Raw genomic sequence first — 21,786 nt, 5'->3', positions numbered from 1 at the left:
AATGAGCTTCGCACTGTCACCGGCCAGGCCGCTGCGGCTGCCGCCGGTGCTGGCCGCGGTCGCCGTACTCGCGGTCCTCGCCCTGCCGCTCGCCCCGGGCGGCGGGGAGGGCGGTGCCGGACCGGCGGACGCGGTCTCCGCGCTGGTGGTGCTGTACGCCGCGCTGCGCACGCTGCGGGAGCGGCGGCGCCCGCTGTCCGCCACGGCCGTGGCGGTGCTCGGCATGCCGGTCGTGGGGCTGGCCGTCGCGGCGATGGGCGCGGCCTCACCGGGCGCCGGGCTGACCGGCCTCGGCCGCTACCTCCAGGTGTTCGTCCTGGTCCCCGCCGCCGTCGTGCTGCTGGTCCGGGACCGCGCCGACTTCCGGCTGCTGGCCTGGTCGTTCGTGGGGCTCGCGGTCTGGCAGGGCGCGGTCGGGGTGCACCAGTACGTCACCGGGACGGGGGCGTCGTACCAGGGCGAGGAGATCCGCGCGGTCGGCACGTTCGGGCCGCAGGACGTGATGGGCATGGCGACGGTGGTGTCGTTCGGCCTGGTCTGCGCGCTCGGGCTCGCGCTCGGGCGGTCCCCGGTACGGCAGCGGGTGGCGGCGGGTGCGTGCGCGCTCGGGCTGCTGCTGCCGCTCGCCGTCTCCTTCAGCCGGGGTGCCTGGATCGCGACCGTCCTGACCTGCGGTGTGCAGCTCGCCCTGGCCGGGCTGCGGCGGGCGCTGAAGGTGGCCGCGGTGGCGGTCGCGGCCGGCGTGGTGCTGGTGGGCGGCTTCGGGATCGGTACGGCGATGCTCCAGGAGCGGCTCAGCAGCATCGGTCAGGTCACGGACGCGCCGGACCAGTCGGTGGTCGACCGGTACACGCTGTGGGCGGCGGCGACGGGGATGTGGCGGGAGCACCCGGTGACCGGCGTCGGCCTGAAGAACTTCCCGGCGTACCGGGACTCGCACGCCTCGCTGGCGCTGTCGTCCGGGAGCGACACGGAGGGGGCGGGGGCGGCGTACCGGAAGCAGCCGCTGCTGTCGCCGCACAACATGTACCTGCTGGTGCTCAGCGAGCAGGGGCTGCTCGGGCTGCTTGCCCTGGCGGGCAGTTGGCTGGCGCTGCTGGTGTGCGGGGTGCGGGGGCTGTGGCGGGTGCGTGCGGGTGACGGTCTCGACTGTGCGCTGGTGGGGTGCGGGCTGCTGCTCTGGCAGCTCGTTGATTTCGCGTACGCCGACATCGGGGGGCCGTCGACGGTTCTCACGGCGGTGGTGTTCGGGGCGGTGGCGTGGTGGGCGTTGGCCGGGGCGGAGCACGACGAGGAAGCTGCGGCACGGTGACTGTGACGCCGGGGGTGGAAGGGTCGGATGTCGACTGCGGGCCGGTGGGGGCTGATCGCGCCCACGCGGCGGAGCCGCACATGTCACAGCCCCGCGCCCCAGGACAGGGCACTGCCGAGGCCGGAGTCGAAGGGGCACCGCCCACGCGTGGTTTTCTCGCCAAGGCCGCCCTCGGCACCGCCGTCTTCTCCGTGCTCGGTTCGTTGCTCGGGCTGATCCGCGACCAATCCCTCGCGCGGCTGTTCGGGGCCGGGCGGGACACCGACGCGTTTCTCGTCGCGTGGACCGTGCCGGAGTTCGCGGCGACGCTGCTCATCGAGGACGGGCTGGCGTTCGCCCTCGTCCCCGCGTTCAGCGTGGCCCTTGCCCGGCGGACGCAGGGGACGCCCGGCGATCCCGTCCGGGCCCTGGTCGCCGGGACGCTGCCCAAGCTGGCCCTGGCCTTCGCCGGTGTCGGTGCCCTGCTGATCGGCGGGGCCCCGCAGCTCGTGAAGGTGCTCGCGCCCGGCCTCCGGGACCCCGCGCTGGCCGTCGGCTGCACCCGGCTCACCGCCACCTGCGTGCTGACCTTCGGGCTGGCCGGGTACTGCAGCGCCGCCCTCCGCGCGCACCGGCGCTTCCTCGCCCCGGCCGCGATCTACGTCGCCTACAACACCGGCATCATCGCGGCGATGTTCGCGCTCGGCGGCCACTGGGGCGTGCGGTCGGCGGCGTTCGGGGTGGCGGCCGGGGGCGCCCTGATGGTCGTCGTACAGGCTCCGTCGCTGCTGCGGCAGCTGCGGCACCGGCCCGGGTCGCGGGAGGAGGGTGCGGCCGGCACCGAGGAGCGGCCCCTGAACGTGGCGCTGATGGCCACCGTGCTGCTGTTCGCGCTGTGCCGGCAGTCGCAGGTGCTGATCGAGCGGTTCCTCGCCTCGCACCTGCACTCCGGGGCCATCTCGCACCTCAACTACGCGCAGAAGGTCGCGCAGATCCCGATGACGATGTCGATGATGCTGTGCACGGTCACCTTCCCGGTGGTGGCCCGGGCCTTGGCCGAGGGCGACACCGAGCGGGCCCGGAGCCGGGTCGAGCGGGATCTCTCGGTGGCCGCGAGCGTGGTGCTGCTCGGCACCTCCGTGGTCGTGGCCTGCGCGCCGCAACTCGTCCACCTGCTGTTCCAGCGCGGGGCATTCACCGCCGCGGACACCGCCGCCACGGCCGGGGTGATGCGCGTCTACGCGCTCGGGCTGCTCGGGCAGAGCCTGGTCGGGGTCCTGGTCCGCTCCTACTTCTCGGCGGGCCGCGCCTCCTGGTACCCGGTGGGCGCCATGGCCGCCGGGATCGTGGTGACCTCCTGGATCGGCACCCTGACGGTCGGCTCGTACGGCGTCACCGGCATCGCCGCCGCCAACGCCACCGGCATCACCACCACCGCGGTGCTCCTGCTGGCCGGCACGGGCCCGCGCAGCGTCCCGATCCGTACCCGGCGGGTGCTCGTCGAGCTGAGCCGGCCGGTGCGGGCGGCGGTGGCCGCGACCACCGTCGGGATCTTCGTGGCCGCGCGGCCTGCGGACCCGTTCACCGGTCTGGCCGCCGGCGCCACCGTCGTCACCGTCCTCTTCGTCCTGCTCGGCCGGGCCCTGGACGCCCAGGGCTTCGCACCCGCACTCCGTTCCGTAGCCACCGTCACCCGAAGGCTCGCGCATGCCGTCTTCCATTGAGTCCGCCGCGAGGGCCGGACGCGTCACCGGCCCGGTCCCCTGGGTCGCCATGTACCACTCCGTGGGCGACTGTTCCGACGACCCGTACCGCGTCACCGTCTCCCCCGGCCGTCTGGAGAAACAGCTGAGCTGGCTGCGCCGGCGCGGGCTGCGCGGGGTGTCGGTCGCCGGGCTGCTCGCCGCCCGGGCCCGCGGCGAGGGGCGCCGGCTGGTGGCGCTGACCTTCGACGACGGGTACGCCGACTTCCTCGACCACGCCCTGCCCCTCCTCGACCGCTGGGGCTGCGGCGCCACCCTCTTCGTGCTGCCCGGACGGCTCGGCGGCGACAACGCCTGGGACCCGCTGGGCCCGCGCAAGCCGCTGCTGACCGCCGACGGCGTCCGGCGGGCCGCCGGAAGCGGGGTGGAGATCGGGTCCCACGGGCTCACCCACGTCGACCTGACGAAGGCCGACGCGGAGACCCTGCGCGCCGAGACCGCCGACAGCCGGGCGCTCCTCGAGGAACTGGTCCAGGCCCCCGTCGAAGGCTTCTGCTACCCCTACGGCACCGTCGACCGGCGGGCCGTCGACGCCGTGCGGGACGCCGGATACGGCTACGCCTGCGCCATCGACCCGGGCCCGCTGGCAGGCCCGCACGCCCTGCCCCGCGTGCACGTCGGGCAGAACGACCACGCCGCCCGCCTCTTCCTGAAGTACCGGCTGCACCGGCTGCGCCGCCGTCCCGTGCAGGGGCTGTGAATGAAGGCCCTGCACGTCATCACAGGCCTCGGGACCGGCGGCGCGGAGCAGCAGCTGCGACTGCTGCTGCGGCACCTGCCGGTCGCCTGCGACGTCGTCACGCTCACCAACCCGGGGCCGGTCGCCGACGGGCTGGCCGCGGACGGGGTACGGGTGGTCCACCTCGGGATGGCCGGGAACCGGGACCTGGCCGCCCTGCCCCGCCTGGTCCGGCTGATCCGCCGGGGCCGCTACGACCTCGTCCACACCCACCTCTACCGGGCCTGTCTCTACGGCCGGATCGCCGCGCGCCTCGCGGGGGTCCGAGCGGTCGTCGCCACCGAGCACTCGCTCGGCGACTCGCAGCTGGAGGGGCGAGAACTGACCGCCGGGGTGCGGGCGTTGTACCTGGCGGGTGAGCGGCTCGGGCGGTCCACCGTGGCCGTCTCGCCGACCGTCGCCGAGCGGCTGCGCCGGTGGGGGGTACCGGGGCCGCGGATCGAGGTCGTCCCGAACGGCATCGACATGGACCGGTTCCGCTTCGACCCGGCCCGGCGCCGGCACGTCCGCGACCGCCTGGGCATCCCGCAGGACGCCTGGGTCGTCGGCGCCGTCGGACGGCTCGCGCCCGGCAAGCGGTTCGGCGTCCTGGTCGAGGCCCTCGCCCGGCTCCCCGCCGACTGCAGGCTGTTGCTGGTGGGCGGTGGCCCGGAGGCGGACGCCCTGCGGCGCACCGCGCGGACGGCCGGGGTCGACGGCCGGGTGCTCTTCGCCGGTGAGCGGCCCTACGCCTCCGACAGCGCGCGGGAACCCGACCTGCCGGCCCTCACCTCCGCCATGGACGTGTTCGCCTCACCCTCCGCCGAGGAGGCCTTCGGCCTCGCGGTCGTCGAGGCGCTGGCCGCGGGGTTGCCCGTGCTCTACAGCTCCTGCCCGGCCGTCGAGGACCTGCCGCCCGCCGCCGCCCCGGGCGCCCGCCGCATCACGGGCGGCGCCGCCGCCTACGCCGAGGCGCTGGCCGCCGCCCGTGCCGCCGGCCCCGGCCCGCGCGGCGCGCCGGACGCCGCCCGTCACTACTGCATCACCCGCAGCGCCGCCCAGCTCATGGACGTCTACGCGGCCGCACTCGCCACCACACCCCAGGGAGCCAGTACGCCATGACCGAGAACACCGTCCGAGCACCCCGCCCGTTCCCCCGCGCCATCCCGCCCTGGTCGCTGCTGGCGGCCGGGGTCCTCGCCGGCGGGCTGCTGGGCGGCGCCTACGGCGTGCTGACGCCGCCCAGCTACACGGCGACCGCCTATGTCATCGCCGTCACCGCCGACAAGTCCGACACCGCGTCCGCGCAGGGGTTCGCACAGGCGTACGGCCGGGTCGCCACCCAGCTCGCGGTGCTCGGGGACGCCCAGATGTGGGCCGGGGTGCCGTTGAAGACGCTGCAGAACAGTGTGCAGACGGAGACCTCGCCGGACGCGCCGATGGTCGCCGTCTCGGCCACCTCGCCGCACGCCCTCCAGGCCACCGACATGGCGAACGCGGTGGCCCGCTCGCTCATCCAGCACGCCAACGACACCAAGAACGACACGAACGTCGAACTCCTCCCGTTCTCCCGGGCCCCGAAGCCGACCACGCCGACCTCCGCGTCCTCGAAGGTGACCGGCCTCGTGGGCGCGAGCGCGGGCGGGCTGCTGGGCGGTCTGGTGCTCCTGGTACGGCCCCGGCGCCGGGTGGAGGAGTCCGCCCGGCAGGCCTCGGTGCCCGGCCCGGCCGTCGCCGCCGACGTACACGGACAGCTGTGACGACGACGGCCCACCCGACGCTCGCCGCGTACACCACCGAACTCGTCACCGACGAGGGCGCCTTCGCCGAGCTGGCCCCCGCCTGGGGCCGCCTCTACCGGCGGTGCGGCACGGCCACCCCCTTCCAGAGCCACGCCTGGCTGCACTCCTGGTGGCGCTCCTACGGGACCCCCGGCCGGCTCCGTCTCCTCCTGGTCCGCTACGGCGGTGAGCTGGTCGGTGCGGCCCCGCTGACGCTGGTGCACCGGCCGCTGCCCACGCTGGTGCCGCTCGGCGGGGCGATCTCGGACTACGCGGACGTGCTGCTCGCCGACGCCGACGACGGCCGGGTTGCGGACACCCTCACCCGGGAGCTGGCCGAGGCGGCCCGGACGACGCTGATCGACTTCCGCGAGGTACGGCCCGGCGGCGCGGCGGAGCGGGTCTACGAGCGCTGGCGCGGACCGTGCCGGAAGGTGCCGGACTCGGTCTGCCTGGAGCTGCCGGCCGTGTCGATGGACGAGCTGGTCGGCCGGCTGCCCTCGAACAAGGCCCAGCGGGTCCGCGCGAAGCTTCGCAAACTGGACTCGCTCGGGGTGCGCCGGGACGTCGTGCCGCCCGACGGGGTGGACGCGGCGCTGCGCCGCCTCCTCGACCTGCACCGGCTCCAGTGGCAGGAGCGGAAGGTGACCACCGAGCACCTCCAGTCCCGGTTCCAGGAGCACCTGGTGCGCTCGGTGGGGCCGATGGTGCGGTCCGGGGACGCGGTGGTCACCGAGTTCCGGCTCGACGACGAGGTGGTCGCCGTCGACCTGACCCTGCTGGCGCCGAGTCTCGCCGGCGGCTACCTGTACGGGGCGCATCCCCGACTGCGGGAGCGCAAGGCGGACGTGGCGGTGATGCTCCTGGACGCCTGCACCCAGCACACCGGCACTGGCGAGCGGGGCGCGCTGAGTCTGCTGCGCGGCGACGAGCCGTACAAACACCACTGGCGGCCCCTGCCGGTCGTCAACCAGCGGCTGCTGCTGGCCCGGCGGCGCACCGCCCCGCTGCTGACGGCGGCGCTGTGCGACGCCGCCGCCCGGCAGCGGATCAAGGAGGTGCGGCAACGGTGGAAGGAACGCCGGCAGGAGTAGGGGGTGCCGGGCGTACCCGTCCGTCAGTCGAGGCTGAAGCAGAGCTTTCCGCCGAGCCAGGACTCGATCCAGGAGCCCAGGTCCATCGACGTGCAGCCGGACGCGGGCGCGTCGCTGGGCGTGGCGGCCGGGGTCTCGGCCGGGGGCGAGATGTCCGGCGACGGGGTCGTGGACGGTGTCGGGCTGGGTGTCGGGGTCGTGGCCGGCGTCGTGGTGTCGGTACGGCCGAAGAGGGCCTCGCGGTAGACGTGTGCGGAGCGCGGGTTGACCGAGCACTGCCAGACACCGTGCGGGCAGTAGTCGGTCAGCGTGTTGTACAGCGGCTTGTGCTCGTCCATCCAGGCGAGCATCCGCCGCATGTACTCGGCGTCGTCGCCGTTGCGGAAGAGACCCCATTCCGGATAGGAGACGGGTTTTCCGTGGGCTTTGGCGAAATCGACGTGCTGCTGAAGTCCGTAGGGCTCCCGCACCTGTTGGTCGAAGGAAAGGCCGGTCGGCTGGTCGTACGAATCCATGCCGATGACGTCGACCGTGTCGTCCCCCGGATAGCACTGCGTCCACGGAACGGCGTCACGGCCCCGGCTCGACGTGAAGTCGAACCGGAATTTCTGGCCCGGCACCGCACGCATGGTGGTGACGATCCTTTTCCAGTACGTCTTCCAGGCCTCCGGGTCGGGCCCGCAACGATGGGTGTAGGTAATGCCGTTCATCTCCCAGCCGAGCACGATGACCGTGTCCGGGACCCGCAGTGCCACCAGCCGCTCGGCCAGGGCCCGGAAGTGGTGATCGAACTCTCCGGCCGCGCCCTGGCGCAGCAGCGAGCGGACCTCGTCGTCCCCGATGCCCTCCTCGTTGCGCTCCTGCATGGGCACGTTGAGGACGAGCGTCCGGTCGGCCTTCTCCCGTCGCCAGTGCGCCCAGACGTCCAGGAAACCGGGGGCGCCCTCGATGTCGGCCCAGCGGTTGCCGGGCAGATACGTGTGCGCGACCTTGAGCTCGGTGCCGCCGAGCCAGCTGCTCAGCTGGGCCATGCGGGCGACGCCGAGCGGGCCGGAGTCGAGGAACGCCCCGAAGGCCGGGGGCGTCGCCTTGGCCGACGCGCCGACGGCCGGTGCGTCGGCGGCCGGGGTCGGGGTGGGCAGGGGTGCCGCCGATGCCGGGACGGACGTCGTGGGCGTCGGGACGGCCGTCGTCGGTGACGGAGCCGGTGGGCCGGTGGTCCGTGCCGCCCCCGCGCTCTCGGCGAATCCCGGGCCGGCCGCCAGGGCCGCCGAGGCGACGACGACGGCCGCGGCGGCCACGGCCGGCCGATACCACCAGAACCGCTTCCGCTCCCGATGCTGTGGGGCCATGCCCGCTCCTTTCTCCACCGGTTACTCGTCCATTCGCAGCACCCCTGAGGAAGTGCCAGTTACTGACACTCAGTCATATCAATATGAATTCCGCCAGTGCGGTTGCGACTTTCGGGTGCCCCGAAGGCCCGCACGGGTGAACCGAATCAAAGGAAAAGGTCCGTGTCGCTGCTAGACATCCGGGTTCCCGCGGTTCTGCTGCGGATCGACCGGAACCCCTTTCACCACGGCACCCTGGGGGCCGTGCGCTCGCTGGGCAGAGCCGGGGTGGAGGTCCACGTGGTCGCCGACTCCGCAGGAAGCCCGGTCCGCAGATCCCGCTTCGTCCGGCAGCTGCATCCGCCGCCGGCGCCGGGCGCGTCGCCCGCCGAGATCGCGGCCGTGCTGCGCCGGGTGGCGGCGCGGATCGCCCGCCCCGCGGTGCTGATCCCGATGGACGACGCGAGCGCCATCGCGGCCGGCCGGCTCCGCGCGGAGCTCGCGCCCTCCTACCTGCTCCCGCAGCAGCCCGGCACCCTGCCCGAACGCGTCGCCGACAAGGCCGAGCTGGCCGAGGTGTGCGCGGCGGCCGGGATCCCGCACCCGCCGACCCTGGTCCCGGACAGCGCCGAGGAGACCGCCGCCGCGGTCCGGCGGCTCGGCCTGCCGGTGATCGCCAAGTGGAGCCGGCCCTGGCTGCTGCCGGCCGGGTCCGGGCTGCGCAGCACGGTCGTGGTGCGCTCGGAGCAGGAGGCGGTGGAGCTGTACCTGCACGGCGAGGAGGCGGGCAGCAGGCTGCTGCTCCAGGAGTTCCTGGCGCCGGGCCCGGACCGCGACTGGTTCTTCCACGGCTACGCCGACCGCGCCGGGCAGGTGCGCGCGGGCGGCCCCGGCCGCAAGCAGCAGGCCTGGCCGCGCGCCGCCGGGCTGACCGCGGTCGGCCTGTGGACGCCCAACCCGCAGGTCCAGGCGCTGGCCGAGCGGCTCACCGGCGAGCTGGGCTTCCGGGGCATCTTCGACCTGGACTTCCGGCGCTGCGGCAGCACCGGCCGCTACCACCTCCTCGACTTCAACCCCCGTCCGGGCGCCCAGTTCCGGCTCTTCGCCGACAGCGCGGGCCTGGACGTCGTACGCGCCCTGCACCTGGACCTGACCCACCGTCCGCTGCCGGACGGGGTGCCGCTGGCCGGGCGGGCGTTCGTGGTGGAGAACTACGCGCCGCTGAGCGCGCTGCGTCCGGCCCCGCGCGGGCGGGAGCTGGCCTGGTCCGCGCCGGACGACCGGGGGCCGGGCCTCGCGATGTGGGGGCTGTGGGGCCGGCATGTGGCGGGGCGGCTTCTGGACCGGCTGTACGACGGGACCGCGGTCCCGGCACCGCGCCCGCACACCCCCGTGGTCCGCCAGGGCGGGGAGCCCCTCGTGCCCGCCGCCCAGCCCGTGGAACCCCTCGTGCCCGCCGCCCGGGACGAGGAACCCACCGGTGTGGCCGGTGTCCCCGCCGCGCCCGGCGCCTCCAGCCTCTCCGGTCAGCCCGACCGGTCCGACGACGAGAAAGCGAGCAGTTGCTGATGTACGACCTGCTGGTGGTGGGCGCGGGCCCGTACGGCCTGTCCATCGCGTCCCACGCCTCCGCGGCGGGCCTGAACGTGCGGGTCTTCGGCCGTCCCATGGCGTCCTGGCGCGACCACATGCCCCGCGGGATGTTCCTGAAGTCGGAGCCCTGGGCCTCCAACCTGTCGGACCCCGAGGCGCGTTGGCGGCTGGACGTCTACTGCGCGGGCCGCGGAGTGGCGGCCCGGCACGGGCAGCCGATCCCACTGGAGATGTTCGCCGAGTACGGCCTGTGGTTCGCCCGCAACGCCGCGCCGCCCGTCGACGAACGCATGGTCACGCGCATCGCGCCGCGCACCGGCGGCTTCGAGGCGACGACGGCGGACGGCGAGGTGCTGCGCGGCCGGACGGTCGCCCTCGCCGTCGGCGTACTGCCGTTCGTCGAGATCCCCGCGGCCGTGCGCGGCCTCTCCCCCGACCTGGTCACGCACAGCAGCCACCACGCCGACCTGGGCCGCTTCCGGGGCCGGGACGTCACGGTGATCGGCGGCGGCCAGGCGGCCCTGGAGACGGCCGCGCTCCTCGCCGAACTGGGCAGCCGGGCAAGGGTGCTGGTGCGCGCGGACGAGCTGTTCTGGAACGAGGTGCCGCCGCCCTGGCAGCGGCCGTGGTGGCAGTCGGTCCGCGCCCCGCACAGCGGGCTCGGTCCCGGCTGGCGCAACTGGTTCTACTCCGAGCGGCCCGGACTGTACCGGCGGCTCGCCGAGCCGACCCGGACCCGGATCGCGGCGAACGCCCTCGGTCCGGCCGGCGCCTGGTGGGTGCGGGAACGGGTGGAGTCCGGGGTGGAGGTGCTGCTCGGCCGCGAGGTCACGGCGGCGCGCGCGACGGCGGGCGGGGTGCGCCTGGACACCACGGTGCGCGGTGGCGGGGTGGGCACCCTGGTGACCGAACACGTCATCGCGGCCACCGGGTTCAGGGCGACCCGGGGGCGGCTCGGGCTGCTCGCCGACGACCTGCGGACGACCCTGGTGACCGGGGCCGACGGGGCGCCCGAGGTGGGCCGGGACTTCGAGTCGTCGTATCCCGGGCTGTTCCTGGCCGGTCTGGTCACGGCGGCGGGCTTCGGTCCGGCGATGCGCTTCGTGCACGGCGCCGGCTTCACCGCTCCGACGCTGGTGCGTGGGGTACGGCGGCGGCTGCGCTCGGGGCCGGCCGGCTGGGGCGTCCCGGCCGGGCGGCGGGAGTCCGCGCCGGACACGGTACGGAGCTGACGGGCGGGTGCCGGGCCTTTCGGGCGTCCGGCACCCTGCGTCCGGCACCCTGCTTCCGGCTTCTGCTACGGCCGACGGGAGGCCGCTCGTCCCCGGCGGAACAGGACCGCCCCACCCGCGAGGAGCGCGGCGCCGGCGGCCGAGGTCGCGAGCATGGCCGCACTTCCGGTGTGCGGCAGGCTGGGCGGCGTCCCGTGGTGCTGCCCACCGTGCGGAGGCGTCCGGCCCGGCGGCGGGGACGTCGGCGGCTGCGTGGCCGGCGGTGGCGATGTCGGGGGCCGTGTGGTGGTAGGCGGGGACGTCGGCGGTTTCGTGGTCGGAGGCGGAGACGTCGGCGCGGGCGGGGTGTCTTCGCCGTACGCGGGCGGAGTCTCCTCACCGTACGCGGGCGGAGTCTCCTCACCGTACGCGGGCGGAGTCTCCTCACCGTATGCGGGCGGAGTCTCGTCGCCGTACGCGGGGGGAGTCTCCTCACCGTAGACCGGCGGCACGTCGTCCCCGTAGGCCGGAGGCGTCTCGCGGTTGTCGGGCGGCGGAGTGGTGCCGGTCTCGCCGCCGGTGTTCCCCTCGGAGCCGTGTCCCGAGCCCTCGCGTGCGCGGTCGCGGGTGTGCTCGTCCGAACCCCGGTCACCGCCGCAGGAGTTGCCGACCGCCGGGTGCGAAGCGGTGGCGGTGTCGGCCGAGTCGGCGCAGTGGTCGGCCGGAGCGCTCGCCGGGGTCCGGACGGCCCCGCCCGGCACGGCACCCGCCGAACCGGCCGCGGTCCCGGTCGGGTCCGTGCCGGCGAGCGCGGGACTGCCGTACAGGGACAGGATGCTCGTCGCGGCGGCGGCCGCGAGCATTCCCCTGCTGAGGGTCTGTCGCAATCTCGTTGTCTTCCTGCTCGTCGAAGTGGAAAGCCGGCCTCGGACCGCGGATGCGAAGAATCGGCGGTCCGAGGCCGGCCATGACGCAGCCGGGAGGCTGGTGCGCTGTGTGACGCCGTCAGTCGTTGACGCAGGGGTTGCCGAGCGCCGGGTTCAGCAGGCCGATGACGTCGACGGTGTCGCCGCAGGCGTTGACCGGGACGTGGACCGGAACCTCGATCACGTCGCCGGAGATGACGCCCGGGGAGGTGGAGGCAGTGCCCTGCGCACCGGCGTCGGCGAAGGCGGGGACGGCAGCGCCCAGCGCCAGGATGGTGCCGGCGATCACAGCGGCGGTCTTCTTCATGAACTTTCCCTTCTCTGCGGTCATGCCCGTATGTCGGCCGAAACCGAGCGAGCACAGCATGAACGGCTCGCACCATGACCGGCAGGCTGTAGAACGAGGAATAGACAGCCGAAGAAACTACGGAACGCCCGCTGTCGGTTAATTCACTCGAACGCCCTCGCAGAATTGACATAAAGAGAGGAAACGCTTCTTTGACGCGTCTTCCGACGGCGGGAATTGCGCGGCCACGACGAAAGCCCGCCCGGGAGCGCATGAACACGCGCTGCCCGGGCGGGCTTCTGACAGGACCAGGGTCACTGGTTGGCGACGCCGTTGGCCGCGAGGACCGCGATGTCGTCCACGACGTGCGACAGCGGCTCGTCGCCCTTGGCCTGGGTGGAGTTCTCGGCACACTGCTGGTTCTGCGGCGCGGACAGGACCGGGATGTCCTGGGCCACCCCGACGGCGGCGATGAGGCCGAAGATCGCCTGGGCGTTCGCCTTCGCCGGGAGGCCGACACAGAGCTTGTTGAGCGAGCCCTGGACCAGGGTGGCCTGCGGGCTCATCTTGCCCTTGGTCACCGAGTTGCCGAACGCCTCCTTGGCGTCGTTGCCGCTGGCGGAGGTGGTGCCGTGGTCGTTGCCGGTGGCAAGCGCCTGGGGGGCTGCCGCCGCCGACACGCCTACGACGGACACGGCGACCGCCGCCGCGGCCATTGCCTTCTTCAGCATTTCGCTATTCCTTTCCTGCCCTGGCTCCAGGCCAAGACGGACGTTCCTGCCCGGCATCAACCGCCCGCATCCGGAATGGTTGCGGCACCGGACGGCACGTCACCCGTTCGGACCGACGGTCGCCCGGAATTCCCCGGAAACCCGGGCCGGCGCACAAACCGGGGATTGCCGGACCGTGGGCCATTGGAGTGAAGCGGAGCAACCAAACGGAGCGCGTGCAGTTGACCAGTGCGCTCCGGTGGACGGGGTGTCCTCAGAAGGGAACTGACAAGTGATCAAGAAGGTTCTGGCCGCCGCCGCAGTCGCAGCCTCCGTCGTCGGCGCCTCCGCTGCCGCCGCCTCGCCGGCCCTGGCCACCGGCAACGACCACGGCACCACCTCCGCCAGCGGCAACGGTGCCCAGCAGGCGTTCGGCAACTCCGCCACGTACGGCAACATGAGCCCCCAGCTGGCGCTCATCCAGGGCTCCTTCAACAAGCCCTGCATCGGCCTCCCGGCGAAGCTGAACCTCCAGGGCCTGGCCGGTCTCGGTGCCGTCGGCGTCCTTCAGGACGTGCCGATCCTGTCCGCGCCGCAGAACCAGCAGTGCGTCGAGAACTCCACCCAGGCCAAGGGCGACGAGCCGCTGTCGCACATCCTGGACGACATCTCCGCGCTGTCCGCGAACGGCACCGGCAACAAGTAGTCCGGAAGCCCTCCGGGCCCCGGGCGCGAGGGCGCTGGTCGGCTGATCCGACCGCGCTACGCCGATCGGGGCATACCACGCAACCTCGGCGAATCCGGGTAAGTTGACGATCACGCAGCTCCTCCCCGGAGTCCGCCTTTCGAAAGGGAACGAACATGAAGAAGCTGTGGGCAACCGCGGCTGTCGCCGTCACCGTCGCCGGTTTCGCTGCCACGGCCGCTCCCCAGGCCCTGGCCACCGGCAACGACAACGGCACCACCTCGGCCAGCGGCAACGGCGCCAAGTCGGAGTTCGGCAACTCGGCCACGTTCGGCGACCAGAGCCCGCAGCTCTCGCTGGTCCAAGGCTCGCTCAACAAGCCGTGCGTCGGCCTTCCGGCCAAGGCGAACCTGCAGGGTCTGATCGGTGCGGTCGCCGTCGGCGTCGGCCAGGACGTGCCGATCCTGTCCGCGCCGCAGAACCAGCAGTGCGTGGAGAACTCCACCCAGGCCAAGGGCGACGAGCCGCTGTCGCACATCGTGGACGACATCGCGGTCCTGTCCGCGAACGGCGTCGGCAACAAGTAGCCGACACGCTCCGCGGGCGGCGGGCCACCGGTTCCTCCGGCGGCCCGCCGACTTGTGCTCACTTCCGGTACAGCGCCTCGATCTCGGCCGCGTACCGGGCCGTCACCGCGTGCCGCTTGACTTTCAGGGACGGCGTGAGCAGGCCGTTCTCCTCGTTGAACTCGCCCTCCACCAGGGCGAAGGCGCGGATCGACTCGGCACGGGAGACGGCCAGGTTGGCGTGGTCGACCGCCTGCTGCACCTCGGCCCGCATCCGGTCGTCGCGCACCAGCTCGGCGAGCGGGGTGTCCGGCGGCAGTTTCCGTACGGACAGCCAGTGGGCGACCGCCTCGGGGTCCAGCGTGATCAGCGCGGCGACGAACGGCCGGCTGTCGCCGACCACCAGGCACTGGCCGACGGGTGACCGGCTGCGCAGCCGGTCCTCCAGGACGGCCGGGGAGACGTTCTTGCCGCCGGAGGTGACCAGGATGTCCTTCTTGCGGCCGGTGATGGTGAGATAGCCGTCCTCGTCGAGCGCGCCGAGGTCGCCGGTCTCGAACCAGCCGTCGTCCGGCAGCACTTCGGCGGTGGCGGCCGGGTTGTTCCAGTACGAGCCGAACACCACCGGGCCCTTGATCAGCACCTCGCCGTCCTCGGCGATCCGGACGGCCGTACCCGGGATCGGCTGCCCCACCGTGCCGGGGCGGGGCGCGAGCGGCGGCACGATCGTGGCGGCCGCGCTGGTCTCGGTCAGGCCGTAGCCCTCGTAGACGACGATGCCGGCCGCGTGGAAGAACAGGTTCAGGTCGCGGTCGAGCGGTGAGCCGCCGCTGATGGCGTACCGCATCCGGCCGCCGAGTTCCCTGCGGATGCGGCGGTAGACCAGCAGGTCGTACAGCGCCCAGGCGGCGTAGAGGCCGGGTCCGGGGCCTTTTCCCGTGCCGAGGAACTTGTCGAGATACGCCTCGGCGAACCGCACGCCGATCCGCTCCGCCCGGTCGAAGGAGGCGGCCCGGCCGATCTTCTCGGCGGTCGCCCGCCCGGTGTCGTGGATCTTCTCGAAGAGGTACGGCACCCCGACCAGGAACGTCGGCCGGAACTCCCGCAGCGCGGGCCGGAGTTCGTCCGGTTTCACGCTCGGGAAGTGGCCCATCTCGATCCGGCCCAGCAGGCAGGCGATCTGGAGCGTACGGCCCAGGATGTGGGCGAGCGGGAGGAACAGCAGGGTCGACGCGGTCCGGCCGGTGACCGCCTGGAAGACGGGGTGCAGCAGCTCGACCGTGTTGGCGGCCTCGGCGTGCAGGTTGGCGTGGGTGAGGACACAGCCCTTGGGGCGGCCGGTGGTGCCGGAGGTGTAGCAGACGGTGGCGACCGTGTCGGGGGTGAGGCCGCCACGGCGCTTGGTCACCTCCTCGTCCGGGATCTCCCGGCCGAGGAGGGTGAGGTCGGCGAGCGCGCCGCCGTCGAGTTCCCAGAGGCGCGGGGGGCGGGGGTGGGAGGCCGTGCCGGTGGTGACGGTGGCGGTGTTCTGCGCGGTCTCGGTGACGACGTGGCGGGCGCCGGAGTCCCGGACGATCCACTCCACCTGGTCGGCGGAGGAGGTGGGGTAGACCGGGACGGTCACACCGCCGGCCGCCCAGACGGCGAAGTCGAGGACCGTCCACTCGTAGCGGGTACGGGACATCACGGCGACGCGGTCGCCTGCGGCGAGGCCGGCGGCGATCAGGCCCTTTGCGGCGGAGGTCACCTGGGCGGCGAAGGCTTCTGCGGTGACCGGGCCGTCGCTGCGGCGGATCGCCGTGGCGTGGGGGGCCTCCGCCGCGTTGGTGTGGGGGAGGTCGGCGAGGGAGCCCGTCGTGAGCGGGGCGGCGAGGGGCGGGCGGCGCGCCTCCCGCACGACCCCGGCCTCGTCCTTGATGACTTCGACCTTGCCACGGTTGGCCAGGTCGGTTCGTCGACGTGCTCGTTTGAGGTCGCTGCGTACGCTCATGGGGCGTCAACTTACTCGGAAGTAAGGGGAGGTCAATGGGCTTCGCCGTAGGGGATGCGGCGGTGCGCCGGGTGCGGGTGCGTGGTGGCTGGTCGCGCAGTTCCTCCCCCAGCCTTCGGCCGGGGGACCCCCAGCGCCCCTAAAGGGGCGTTGCCTCGCCGATCGCGGTGGACAACTCGGCGACTTCCTTGTCTTCGGTCACCTCGGCCAGAGCGGCTGCCCGGGACCGGAGCTTCGTGAGGCTCGGTGCTCCCGGCATGTCGTACTCCCCGTCCGCCAGCGCGTCCGCGAAGTAGGCCGCCACTGCCGTCACCTGGAAGCGTGGGGAGGCCGACCAGACGTCGTCGTGGAGGGCGTCGGTCTCCATGGAGCCCGTGTTCTCGTGCGGTGAGCGGGTGTTGGGGTCCAGCCAGCGGACCGTGGCTGTCGCGAGGTGGCCGTCGGTGCCGGGGTTGGTGCGGACCGCGTAGAGGGCGGTGACCGTGTGGCCGGGGCCGATCTCGCCGCCGTCCACCTTGTCGTTGCGGAAGTCCTGGTCGGCGACCTTGCGGTCCTGGTAGCCGATCAGGTGGAACTCGGCGACGGTGTGCGGGTCGAAGGCCACCTGGGCCTTGGCGTCGCGGGCCACCAGGTCGATGTTCTGCGGGAGTTGACGGCAGAAGACGTCGGCGGCGGTCGCGGTGTCGGAGACGTACACCGTGTGGCCGTCGCCCTTGTCGGCCAGGCGTTCCATGAGCGCGTCGCCGTAGTCGCTGCCCACGCCGACGCCGAACAGGGTGATGCCGTACGCGCGGCGGTCGCCGTCGATGCGCTCGAGGATGGCGTTCGGGTCGGTCTCGCCGTCGTTGGCGAGGGCGTCGGAGATCAGGACGACACGGTTGGTGGCGTTCTTGCGCAGGCCCTCGACGGCGGTGGCGTAGCCGGTCTCGACGCCCTCGCCGAGGTTGGTGGAGGAGAGTGCCTCGAGGCCGTCGACCGCGTCGTGGATCTCGGCGCGGTGGCCGCCGAGGCGGGTCATCGGGAGGACCGTCTCGGCGTGTTCGCTGAAGGTGACGAGCGCGACCGAGTCGTCGTCGCGCAGCCGGTCGGTCATCGTGTCCAGGGACTTCTTGGCGAGGTCGAGGCGGCCCGGTTCGCCCATGGAGCCGGAGACGTCGACGACGAAGGTGAGGGCGGCCGGGGGGCGGGCGTCGGGATCGTCGTCGGCGGGGCGGGTGGCGAGGCCCACGCGGACCAGGGACCAGTTCGGCTTGCCGGTGCGGGCGCCGTCGACGGTGACCGTGAAGCCGTTGTGCTCGGGTGTGCGGTAGTCCTGGCGGAAGCTGTTGACGAATTCCTCGGGCCGGATGGTCGCGGGGTCGGGGCGGCCGCCGTCGGCGAGGGTGCGGCGGGCGTAGCCGTAGGAGGCGGTGTCGACGTCGAGGGCGAAGGTGGAGAGGTGGTCGGAGGGCGGGGCGGTCTCGTCGCCCTGGGCCGAGGTGGGGGCCGGGGCCCCGGTGGAGATCGGGTACTTCGGGCCGTTCGCGTGGTTCTCGTCCGCGCCGCAGGCGGTCAGCAGCAGCGCGCCCGCGGTGGTGATGGCGAGCAGTGCCGCGCACGTCTGTCGTCGGGTCCGGTGTCGGTTCATCGCTGTGCCCCCTGTGCCGGTCGGAGTCGACTTCCTGGCTTGTCGTCGACTGTGACGGCGCAGGGGGCCGGAACGTGCGCCCCAATGCGTTGCGGATGAATCTCGAAGAGGCCACGGACCAGCGGTTTCGAGGCCGGAGGGAGATCGTCCGGTGACCTAGGAGACGATGTCCTTGCGGGCGAAACCCCGGAAGGCCAGCGCGAACAGCACCAGGGCGTACGTTATCGAGACCGCCGTGCCCTGGATCATGCCGGACCACTCCAGGTGGGGTTGTACGGCGTCCGCCCAGGCGAACTGCCAGTGCGCGGGCAGGAAGTCACGCCAGTGGCCGAGGGCGGTGACCGCGTCCAGGACGTTGCCGACGATGGTCAGGCCGACCGCGCCGCCGACCGCGCCGAGGGGGGCGTCGGTCTTCGTGGAGAGCCAGAACGCGAGGCCCGCGGTGACCAGTTGGGACAGGAAGATGTACGCGACGACGATCGTGAGGCGCTGGGCGGCGGCGGTGGTGTCGAGTGAGCCGCCGGTCGGGATCTGGAGGGGCCCCCAGCCGTAGGCGGCCGTGCCGACGGCCAGGGCGACCAGCGGCAGCAGGATCATCGCGGCCAGGCTGAGGCCGAGCGCGACGACCAGCTTGGACGACAGCAGGCGGGCCCTCGGCACGGGTGCCGCGAGCAGGTAGCGCAGGGAGGACCAGCCGGCCTCCGAGGCGACCGTGTCCCCGCAGAACAGGGCGACCGGGATGACCAGCAGGAAGCCCGCGGACACGAACAGGTTGACCGCGGCGAAGTTGGCGCCGGACGCGGTGGCCGTGTCCAGCAGGGTGACCTGGCCGTTCTCCCTGCCCGGCTGCCCGCCGACGGCGAACGCGATCAGCAGCACGAAGGGCAGTACGGCCAGGATCGCGCCCATCACCAGGGTGCGGCGCCGCTTGAGCTGGCGGACCAGCTCGACGCGGAGCGGCAGGGTGCGGCCCGCCCGGTAGCCGGAGGCGACCGCGGCCTTCTCGGTGAGCGTGCTCACGCGGAACCTCCGATCAGGGTCAGGAAGGCGTCTTCCAGACGGCGGTGCGGGCCGACCGACGCCACCGGTACGTCGAGCCGGACGAGTTCGGCGACCAGGCGCGGGGCGCTGCCGCCGGGCTCCATGCGGACGAGCAGGCCGTCGTCCGTACCGGTCACGGAGGCCACGCCGGGCAGCGCGGCCACCTTCTCCACGACCGGCTCCTCCACGGGGGTGCCGGTGCCGACGAGGATGGTGTCGCCGGAGCCGACGATGTCGGCGACCGGTCCGGCCTGGACGAGCCGGCCGCGGTCCATCACCACGAGGTGGGTGCAGGACTGTTCGACCTCGGCGAGGAGATGGCTGGAGACGATCACCGTGCGGCCGGCGGCCGCGTAGCGGATCATCACCTCGCGCATCTCTCGGATCTGCGGCGGGTCGAGGCCGTTGGTGGGTTCGTCGAGGATGAGCAGGTCCGGCAGGCCGAGCATGGCCTGGGCGATGGCGAGGCGCTGGCGCATGCCCTGCGAGTACGTACGGACCGCGCGGGCCAGTGCGTCGCCGAGGCCGGCGATCTCCAGGGCCTCCTCGATGTGGGAGTCCTCCGGCGGGCGCCCGGTGGCCTGCCAGTACAGCTCCAGGTTCTCCCGGCCGGACAGGTGCGGCAGGAAGCCGGCGCCCTCCACGAAGGCGCCGACCCGGGAGAGGACGGGGGCGCCGGGGCGGATGGCGTGACCGAAGACCCGGACCTCGCCGCCGTCAGGCCTGATCAGCCCCATCAGCATGCGCAGCGTGGTGGTCTTGCCCGCGCCGTTCGGGCCGAGGAGGCCCAGCACCTGGCCCTTCTCCACGCGGAAGGACAGCTCCCGGACCGCGTACCGGTCGGTCGAACCCGCGTAGCGCTTGCTCAGGTCCGTTATCTGGAGCGGGACTTCGGCGAGCGCCGGGGCGGGGGCCGGGCCGGCGGTGCGGCGGCGGCCGGTGAGCAGCAGGGCCAGGGCGGCCACCGCGCCGGCCAGCGGCAGCCACCACACCCAGGCGGGCAGCGGTGCGGCGGCCGTGTCCACCCGGGGTGCCGTCGGCACGCTCAGGGGGCTCTTGAGGGAGACGGTGTAGGTGGCCGGGGCGGTCGGGGAGGCGTAGCCGAGGTCGGTGGAGGCGAGGACCAGGCGCAGCCGGTGGCCCTTCTGCACCTCGTGGTCGATGGCCGGGAGGGTGATGGTGACGTCCTTGCCGGCCTTGGCGCCCTCGACGCGGACCGGGGCGACCAGCTGGGAGGGCAGCACCTGCTGGGTGCCGTCCGGGCCGACGTCGTACACCTTGCCGAAGAGCACGGCGTCGTCGCTGGTGGAGGTGAGGTGGACGGTGGCCGTGGGGGTGCCGGTGATCTGCACGGTGTCGGTCATCGGGGCCGAGTCGAAGCGGGCGTACTGGCCCGGGAAGTCGAGGGAGATGCCGACGCCGAGGGAGGAGAGCTGGGCGAGGCCGCCGGAGCCGCCGAGGCCGGGCAGCGCGGAGACGCCGGGCGGGCTGGCGCCGGCCGGGTTGGCGACGCGCTGGGTGCCGCCCTTCAGGGTGATGTTCTTCCGGTCGCTCTCCAGGCCGGGGTAGCTGCCGGCGGTGGCGCCGCGCAGCTGGGCGGCGCCGTCGGTGGAGTCGACGCCGCCGGTGCGGGTGATCCGGAAGGCGGGCCCGGTGTCGGTTGCCTTGTCGCCCTTCAGGTACCGGTCGAACCACGACGTGACCCGGCCCTCGACACGGCTGGTCTCCAGGTCGCCGCCGTCGTGGCCGCCGGCGATCCAGTCGACGTCGACGGGGGCGCCGTTGGCCTTGATGGCCTTCGCCGCGGCGTCGGACTGGGAGAGCGTGAAGAGGGAGTCGGTCTGCCCCTGGAAGAGCAGCGTCGGCACCTTGATGCGGCTGCCGACGGCCGAAGGCGACCGCTCTTCGAGGAGCTTGACCGCGGCCGCGTCCGGCTTGCCCGACTCGGCGACCCGGTCGTACATCGCGCACAGCTCCGGCTGGAAGTTGGCGCAGCCGCCGCCGGTGTTGAAGAAGATCCCGGCCCACAGCTTCTTGAAGACGCCGTTCGGGAACAGGGCGTCCGCGAGGTTCCAGTACGTGATGGAGGGGGCGATGGCGTCGACCCGTGGGTCGTAGGCGGCGGTGAGCAGGGAGATCGCGCCGCCGTACGAGCCGCCCGCCATGCCGACGCGCGGGTCGCCGGTCTTGTCCAGCTGCACCTGCGGCTGCTTCGCCAGCCAGTCGATGAGCCTGGAGACGTCGGCGACCTCGCCCTTCGGGTCGTTGAGGCCGATCTTCCCGGTGGACCTGCCGAAGCCGCGGGCGGACCAGGTGAGGACCGCGTAGCCGTCGCGGGCGAGGTCCTCGGCCTCGGCGCGCATGTCGTTCTTGTTGCCGCCGAAGCCGTGGGCGAGGAGGACCGCGGGGCGTCGGCCGGTGCCGGACGTGGTGAAGAACGAGGTGTCGACACGCACCCCGTCCACTGCCATGACCTGGTCGGTCCGGTGCACCGGGGACGGGTCGTCGGAGGCGACGGCCGTCCACGTACCGGCGCCGACGAGCACGACGACGGCGGCCGCGGCGGCCAGCAGCCGTCGCGGCCGCCCGAGCAGTGCTCGTAGGCCGGGGGGTCGAAGATCCATGCTTCAACGGTACGGGCCCGCACCGGCATCCGATGCCGACGGTGGGCTGAACAGCGGGCCATCCCCGAGGAGTAGGGGCAGGTTGCCGTGTACTTCGAGTGCGGTACACCGGGTTGACACCGGGGCGCTTCCCTGCGGGTGCTCGCGCCGCCGAAAAGGGTTGCGCACCGTCGTGGCCGGTCGCGCAGTTCCTCCCCCAGCGCCCCTGGGATCGGCCGCCCACCCCGGCGCCCACACCCACCGCCGCGCCACCGGATCCCGCCGCACCCCGATCCCCCCGCAACGGCGATCAGCCGCAACGACGGATATCGGCGGCGCCGGACCGACCGGTGCGTCCGCGCGGGCCGGTGGGGGCCGATCGCGCAGTTCCCCGCGCCCCTGAGGCCGACCACCCGCCCCGGCGCTCACAACCGGCGCCACTCCACCAACATCACCCCCCGATCCGACTGCCCGCCGCAACGGCGATCAGCCGCAACGACGGATATCGGCGGCGCCGGACCGACCGGTGCGTCCGCGCGGGCCGGTGGGGGCCGATCGCGCAGTTCCCCG

The 21,786-nt window shown here is 73.4% G+C and carries 18 protein-coding genes; 10 read left to right on the top strand and 8 right to left on the bottom strand.

Annotated elements, in window-relative coordinates; genetic code table 11:
- Position 1: 1 nt before the first annotated feature.
- The 6 genes from ACFY6U_RS19750 to ACFY6U_RS19725 all read left to right on the top strand — a co-directional run bounded on the left by ACFY6U_RS19750 (position 2) and on the right by ACFY6U_RS19725 (position 6,647).
- Entirely contained in the window at positions 2 to 1,312 is a 1,311-nt protein-coding gene (locus ACFY6U_RS19750) for an O-antigen ligase family protein (RefSeq protein WP_390039858.1), read from the top strand.
- 80 nt (positions 1,313 to 1,392) lie between these two features.
- A complete protein-coding gene (gene murJ / locus ACFY6U_RS19745; protein ID WP_390039856.1) occupies positions 1,393 to 3,015 on the top strand; it encodes a murein biosynthesis integral membrane protein MurJ in 1,623 nt (540 codons plus the stop codon).
- On the top strand, positions 2,999 to 3,754 hold the full coding sequence (locus tag ACFY6U_RS19740) for a polysaccharide deacetylase family protein (protein WP_390039854.1): 756 nt from the start codon (positions 2,999 to 3,001) through the stop codon (positions 3,752 to 3,754). The genes murJ and ACFY6U_RS19740 overlap by 17 nt, the downstream gene beginning before the upstream one ends.
- Complete coding sequence (locus ACFY6U_RS19735) at positions 3,755 to 4,894, top strand: glycosyltransferase (protein WP_390039852.1); 1,140 nt, start codon at positions 3,755 to 3,757, stop codon at positions 4,892 to 4,894.
- A complete protein-coding gene (locus ACFY6U_RS19730; RefSeq protein ID WP_390039850.1) occupies positions 4,891 to 5,532 on the top strand; it encodes a lipopolysaccharide biosynthesis protein in 642 nt (213 codons plus the stop codon). Before ACFY6U_RS19735 ends, ACFY6U_RS19730 begins: the two co-directional genes overlap by 4 nt.
- Positions 5,529 to 6,647: a GNAT family N-acetyltransferase gene (locus ACFY6U_RS19725; RefSeq protein ID WP_390039848.1), complete on the top strand. Its 1,119-nt coding sequence runs from the start codon at positions 5,529 to 5,531 to the stop codon at positions 6,645 to 6,647. The genes ACFY6U_RS19730 and ACFY6U_RS19725 overlap by 4 nt, the downstream gene beginning before the upstream one ends.
- Positions 6,648 to 6,670: 23 nt before the next feature.
- Here the strand turns inward: ACFY6U_RS19725 and ACFY6U_RS19720 are convergent, their stop codons facing one another.
- The gene (locus ACFY6U_RS19720; RefSeq protein ID WP_390039846.1) at positions 6,671 to 7,999 is read right to left on the bottom strand and encodes a glycoside hydrolase family 26 protein; all 1,329 of its coding nucleotides are present in this window, start codon (positions 7,997 to 7,999) and stop codon (positions 6,671 to 6,673) included.
- Positions 8,000 to 8,161: 162 nt separating this feature from the next.
- Here ACFY6U_RS19720 and ACFY6U_RS19715 point away from each other — a divergent pair, with 162 nt between their 5' ends.
- Together ACFY6U_RS19715 and ACFY6U_RS19710 are read left to right on the top strand one after the other, a co-directional pair.
- Entirely contained in the window at positions 8,162 to 9,547 is a 1,386-nt protein-coding gene (locus ACFY6U_RS19715) for an ATP-grasp domain-containing protein (RefSeq protein ID WP_390039844.1), read from the top strand.
- Complete coding sequence (locus tag ACFY6U_RS19710; protein WP_390039842.1) at positions 9,547 to 10,803, top strand: FAD-dependent oxidoreductase; 1,257 nt, start codon at positions 9,547 to 9,549, stop codon at positions 10,801 to 10,803. The genes ACFY6U_RS19715 and ACFY6U_RS19710 overlap by 1 nt, the downstream gene beginning before the upstream one ends.
- Before the next feature lie 65 nt (positions 10,804 to 10,868).
- Here the strand turns inward: ACFY6U_RS19710 and ACFY6U_RS19705 are convergent, their stop codons facing one another.
- From ACFY6U_RS19705 to ACFY6U_RS19695, 3 genes are all read right to left on the bottom strand, one after another.
- Entirely contained in the window at positions 10,869 to 11,669 is an 801-nt protein-coding gene (locus ACFY6U_RS19705) for an LPXTG cell wall anchor domain-containing protein (RefSeq protein ID WP_390039840.1), read from the bottom strand.
- Positions 11,670 to 11,787: 118 nt separating this feature from the next.
- A complete protein-coding gene (locus ACFY6U_RS19700) occupies positions 11,788 to 12,039 on the bottom strand; it encodes a chaplin (RefSeq protein ID WP_390039838.1) in 252 nt (83 codons plus the stop codon).
- 269 nt (positions 12,040 to 12,308) lie between these two features.
- A complete protein-coding gene (locus ACFY6U_RS19695; RefSeq protein ID WP_390039836.1) occupies positions 12,309 to 12,725 on the bottom strand; it encodes a rodlin in 417 nt (138 codons plus the stop codon).
- A gap of 271 nt (positions 12,726 to 12,996) precedes the next feature.
- On the opposite strand from ACFY6U_RS19695, the gene ACFY6U_RS19690 reads away from it, so the two are divergent.
- Complete coding sequence (locus ACFY6U_RS19690; protein WP_294002033.1) at positions 12,997 to 13,410, top strand: rodlin; 414 nt, start codon at positions 12,997 to 12,999, stop codon at positions 13,408 to 13,410.
- A gap of 155 nt (positions 13,411 to 13,565) precedes the next feature.
- Positions 13,566 to 13,976 (top strand): rodlin, encoded by a 411-nt coding sequence (locus ACFY6U_RS19685; RefSeq protein ID WP_390039834.1) that lies wholly within the window; start codon positions 13,566 to 13,568, stop codon positions 13,974 to 13,976.
- A 58-nt stretch (positions 13,977 to 14,034) separates the two neighbouring features.
- On the opposite strand, the gene ACFY6U_RS19680 is transcribed toward ACFY6U_RS19685, so the two are convergent.
- The 4 genes from ACFY6U_RS19680 to ACFY6U_RS19665 all read right to left on the bottom strand — a co-directional run bounded on the left by ACFY6U_RS19680 (position 14,035) and on the right by ACFY6U_RS19665 (position 21,237).
- A complete protein-coding gene (locus tag ACFY6U_RS19680; protein WP_390039832.1) occupies positions 14,035 to 15,945 on the bottom strand; it encodes an AMP-dependent synthetase/ligase in 1,911 nt (636 codons plus the stop codon).
- A 139-nt stretch (positions 15,946 to 16,084) separates the two neighbouring features.
- The gene (locus ACFY6U_RS19675; RefSeq protein ID WP_390039830.1) at positions 16,085 to 17,572 is read right to left on the bottom strand and encodes a von Willebrand factor type A domain-containing protein; all 1,488 of its coding nucleotides are present in this window, start codon (positions 17,570 to 17,572) and stop codon (positions 16,085 to 16,087) included.
- A 156-nt stretch (positions 17,573 to 17,728) separates the two neighbouring features.
- Positions 17,729 to 18,592, bottom strand: coding sequence for an ABC transporter permease (locus tag ACFY6U_RS19670; protein WP_390039828.1), 864 nt, complete (start codon positions 18,590 to 18,592; stop codon positions 17,729 to 17,731).
- On the bottom strand, positions 18,589 to 21,237 hold the full coding sequence (locus ACFY6U_RS19665) for a CocE/NonD family hydrolase (protein WP_390039826.1): 2,649 nt from the start codon (positions 21,235 to 21,237) through the stop codon (positions 18,589 to 18,591). Before ACFY6U_RS19665 ends, ACFY6U_RS19670 begins: the two co-directional genes overlap by 4 nt.
- Positions 21,238 to 21,786 lie beyond the last annotated feature (549 nt).

Origin of the sequence: Streptomyces sp. NPDC013157 (assembly GCF_042899865.1) — a bacterium.
Lineage (GTDB): Bacteria > Actinomycetota > Actinomycetes > Streptomycetales > Streptomycetaceae > Streptomyces.
The sequence above is the reverse complement of the archived record's forward strand: the minus strand, read 5'-3'. Positions and strand labels throughout refer to the sequence as shown.

Coding starts and splice junctions, on each gene's coding strand:
- ACFY6U_RS19750 (WP_390039858.1), top strand. CDS start 2: ATGAGCTTCGCACTGTCACCGGCCAGGCCGCTGCGGCTGCCGCCGGTG.
- murJ (WP_390039856.1), top strand. CDS start 1,393: ATGTCACAGCCCCGCGCCCCAGGACAGGGCACTGCCGAGGCCGGAGTC.
- ACFY6U_RS19740 (WP_390039854.1), top strand. CDS start 2,999: ATGCCGTCTTCCATTGAGTCCGCCGCGAGGGCCGGACGCGTCACCGGC.
- ACFY6U_RS19735 (WP_390039852.1), top strand. CDS start 3,755: ATGAAGGCCCTGCACGTCATCACAGGCCTCGGGACCGGCGGCGCGGAG.
- ACFY6U_RS19730 (WP_390039850.1), top strand. CDS start 4,891: ATGACCGAGAACACCGTCCGAGCACCCCGCCCGTTCCCCCGCGCCATC.
- ACFY6U_RS19720 (WP_390039846.1), bottom strand. CDS start 7,999: ATGGCCCCACAGCATCGGGAGCGGAAGCGGTTCTGGTGGTATCGGCCG.
- ACFY6U_RS19710 (WP_390039842.1), top strand. CDS start 9,547: ATGTACGACCTGCTGGTGGTGGGCGCGGGCCCGTACGGCCTGTCCATC.
- ACFY6U_RS19700 (WP_390039838.1), bottom strand. CDS start 12,039: ATGACCGCAGAGAAGGGAAAGTTCATGAAGAAGACCGCCGCTGTGATC.
- ACFY6U_RS19695 (WP_390039836.1), bottom strand. CDS start 12,725: ATGCTGAAGAAGGCAATGGCCGCGGCGGCGGTCGCCGTGTCCGTCGTA.
- ACFY6U_RS19685 (WP_390039834.1), top strand. CDS start 13,566: ATGAAGAAGCTGTGGGCAACCGCGGCTGTCGCCGTCACCGTCGCCGGT.
- ACFY6U_RS19680 (WP_390039832.1), bottom strand. CDS start 15,945: ATGAGCGTACGCAGCGACCTCAAACGAGCACGTCGACGAACCGACCTG.
- ACFY6U_RS19675 (WP_390039830.1), bottom strand. CDS start 17,572: ATGAACCGACACCGGACCCGACGACAGACGTGCGCGGCACTGCTCGCC.
- ACFY6U_RS19665 (WP_390039826.1), bottom strand. CDS start 21,237: ATGGATCTTCGACCCCCCGGCCTACGAGCACTGCTCGGGCGGCCGCGA.